This is a genomic window from Dyella sp. (assembly GCF_036384435.1).
Taxonomy (GTDB): domain Bacteria; phylum Pseudomonadota; class Gammaproteobacteria; order Xanthomonadales; family Rhodanobacteraceae; genus GSA-30.
The window spans coordinates 1-2927 of record NZ_DASVMI010000117.1 but is presented as its reverse complement, the minus strand read 5'-3'; the positions used below and the strand labels follow the sequence as shown (position 1 = coordinate 2927).

Here is a 2927-nt window from a genome sequence, read left to right as displayed (position 1 = left end):
CTGTCATTTTCAGAAGACGACTGCACCAATTGACGGGGCGTAACGCCAGGTGTGCAGTCGGCTCCTGACCACGCAATATCAGAAGTCATCTGCACCAATCTCGACTATGCTCAATACTCGTGTGCACCAAAGCGAGGTGTGAGCATGGCGTCAGACACATTACCAATTGCCGAGCAGGGCGTGGCCACCCTGCCCGATGCGGCATGGGCACAGGCCCGGCACCGGACCGAAATCATCGGGCCGCTGGCAGCGCTTGAAGTGGTTGGGCATGAAGCCGCCGATGCCGCTGCTCAAGCGCTGGGCCTATCCAGGCGGCAGGTGTATGTCCTGATCCGGCGTGCCCGGCAAGGTGCTGGGTTTGTGACGGACCTGGTTCCCGGCCAGTCCGGCGGCGGAAAAGGCAAGGGACGCTTGCCGGAATCAGTTGAGCGCATCATCCGCGAGTTGCTGCAAAAGCGCTTCCTGACCAAGCAGAAGCGTAGCCTGGCGGCGTTCCACCGCGAGGTCGCGCAGGCTTGCAAAGCGCAAAAGCTACGGGTGCCGGCGCGCAACACTTTGGCCCTGCGGATCGCCGGCCTCGACCCGCTCAAGGCCACTCGCCGCCGGGAAGGTCAGGATGCGTCCCGCAGCCTGCAAGGTGTCGGTGGTGAGCCTCCCGCCGTGACCGCGCCACTGGAACAAGTGCAGATTGATCACACGGTCATCGACCTGATCGTGGTGGACGAGCGCGACCGGCAACCGATTGGCCGTCCGTATCTGACCATCGCCATCGACGTGTTTACCCGCTGCGTGCTCGGCATGGTCGTCACGCTGGAAGCGCCGTCATCTGTTTCGGTCGGCCTGTGCCTTGTGCATGTCGCCTGCGACAAGCGTCCCTGGCTGGAGGGTCTGAATATAGAAATGGATTGGCCGATGAGCGGCAAGCCCAGGCTGCTCTACTTGGACAACGCGGCCGAGTTCAAGAGCGAGGCGCTGCGCCGTGGCTGCGAGCAGCACGGCATCCGGTTGGACTATCGTCCGCCAGGGCAGCCGCACTACGGCGGCATCGTGGAACGGATCATCGGTACGGCGATGCAGATGATCCACGATGAATTGCCAGGGACGACCTTCTCCAACCCTGACCAGCGCGGGGACTACGATTCCGAAAACAAGGCCGCCCTGACATTGCGTGAGCTGGAGCGCTGGCTCACGTTGGCGGTGGGCACCTATCACGGCTCTGTGCACAACGGCCTGCTTCAGCCGCCGGCGGCGCGCTGGTCAGAAGCCGTGGCGCGTGTCGGTGTACCGGCTGTCGTCACCCGCGCCTTGGCTTTTTTGGTCGATTTCCTGCCCATCATTCGCCGTACTCTGACTCGCACCGGCTTTGTCATCGACCACATTCACTACTACGCCGATGCGCTCAAACCGTGGATCGCACGACGCGACCGCTTGCCCGCTTTCCTGATCCGGCGCGACCCGCGTGACATCAGCCGTATCTGGGTGCTGGAACCGGAGGGGCAGCATTACCTGGAAATCCCCTACCGTACCTTGTCGCACCCGGCTGTCACCCTCTGGGAACAACGGCAGGCGCTGACGAAATTGCGGCAGCAGGGACGCGAACAGGTGGATGAGTCGGCGCTGTTCCGCATGATCGGGCAGATGCGCGAGATCGTGACCACCGCACAGAAGGCCACGCGCAAGGCGCGGCGCGACGCGGATCGACGCCAGCACCTCAAGGCATCGCCTCCGCCGGACAAGCCGATTCCGCCGAAAACGGACGTTGCTGATCCGCAGGCAGACAACCTGCCTCCGGCCAAACCGTTCGACCAGATCGAGGAGTGGTAGCCGTGGACGAATATCCCATCATCGACTTGTCACACCTGCTGCCAGCGGCACAGGGGCTGGCTCGGCTGCCGGCGGACGAGCGCATCCAGCGCCTTCGCGCCGACCGCTGGATCGGCTACCCGCGCGCGGTCGAGGCGCTGAACCGGCTGGAAACCCTGTATGCGTGGCCAAACAAGCAACGCATGCCCAACCTGCTGCTGGTTGGCCCGACCAACAACGGCAAGTCGATGATCATCGAGAAATTCCGGCGCACGCATCCGGCCAGCTCCGACGCGGACCAGGAACACATGCCGGTGCTGGTCGTGCAGATGCCGTCCGAACCGTCGGTGATCCGCTTCTACGTCGCGCTACTTGCCGCGATGGGGGCACCATTGCGCCCGCGCCCACGGCTGCCGGAAATGGAGCAACTGGCGCTGGCACTGCTGCGCAAGGTCGGCGTGCGCATGCTGGTGATCGACGAGCTGCACAACGTCTTGGCCGGCAACAGCGTCAACCGGCGGGAATTTCTCAACCTGCTGCGCTTCCTCGGCAATGAGCTGCGCATCCCATTGGTCGGGGTCGGCACGCGCGACGCCTACCTGGCCATCCGCTCGGATGACCAATTGGAAAACCGCTTCGAGCCCATGATGCTGCCGGTGTGGGAGGCCAACGACGATTGCTGCTCACTGCTGGCCAGCTTCGCCGCTTCGCTTCCATTGCGGCGACCCTCGTCGATTGCCACGCTGGACATGGCCCGCTACCTGCTCACACGCAGCGAGGGCACCATCGGCGAACTGGCGCACTTGCTGATGGCGGCGGCCCTCGTCGCCGTGGAGAGCGGCGAGGAAGCGATCAACCACCGCACGCTCAGCATGGCCGATTACACCGGCCCAAGCGAGCGGCGTCGGCAATTCGAGCGGGAACTGATGTGAAGCCTACGCCGCTCTGGCCGCTGCATCCTGCGCCAAGGGAAGGCGAAGCCCTATCCTCCTGGCTCAATCGGGTCGCCGCCTGCTATCACATGGACGTGCATGAGCTGCTGGCACACGATCTCGGCCATGACCAGCTCGATGACCTGGACATTATGCCGCCCTTGTCCTTGTTGACACTGCTTGCCCAGCGCA

At 63.8% G+C, this 2927-nt stretch carries 3 protein-coding genes; all 3 read left to right on the top strand.

Going from position 1 to position 2927, the window contains the following annotated elements; all coding sequences use genetic code 11:
• The first annotated feature begins 144 nt into the window (after positions 1–144).
• Entirely contained in the window at positions 145–1824 is a 1680-nt protein-coding gene (locus VF436_RS12035; protein ID WP_003830788.1) for a Mu transposase C-terminal domain-containing protein, read from the top strand.
• Between the two features lie 2 nt (positions 1825–1826).
• Positions 1827–2735: a TniB family NTP-binding protein gene (locus VF436_RS12030; RefSeq protein WP_003830789.1), complete on the top strand. Its 909-nt coding sequence runs from the start codon at positions 1827–1829 to the stop codon at positions 2733–2735.
• A partial coding sequence (locus tag VF436_RS12025) for a TniQ family protein (protein ID WP_330904272.1) occupies positions 2732–2927 on the top strand: 196 nt, incomplete at its 3' end. The genes VF436_RS12030 and VF436_RS12025, both read left to right, overlap by 4 nt.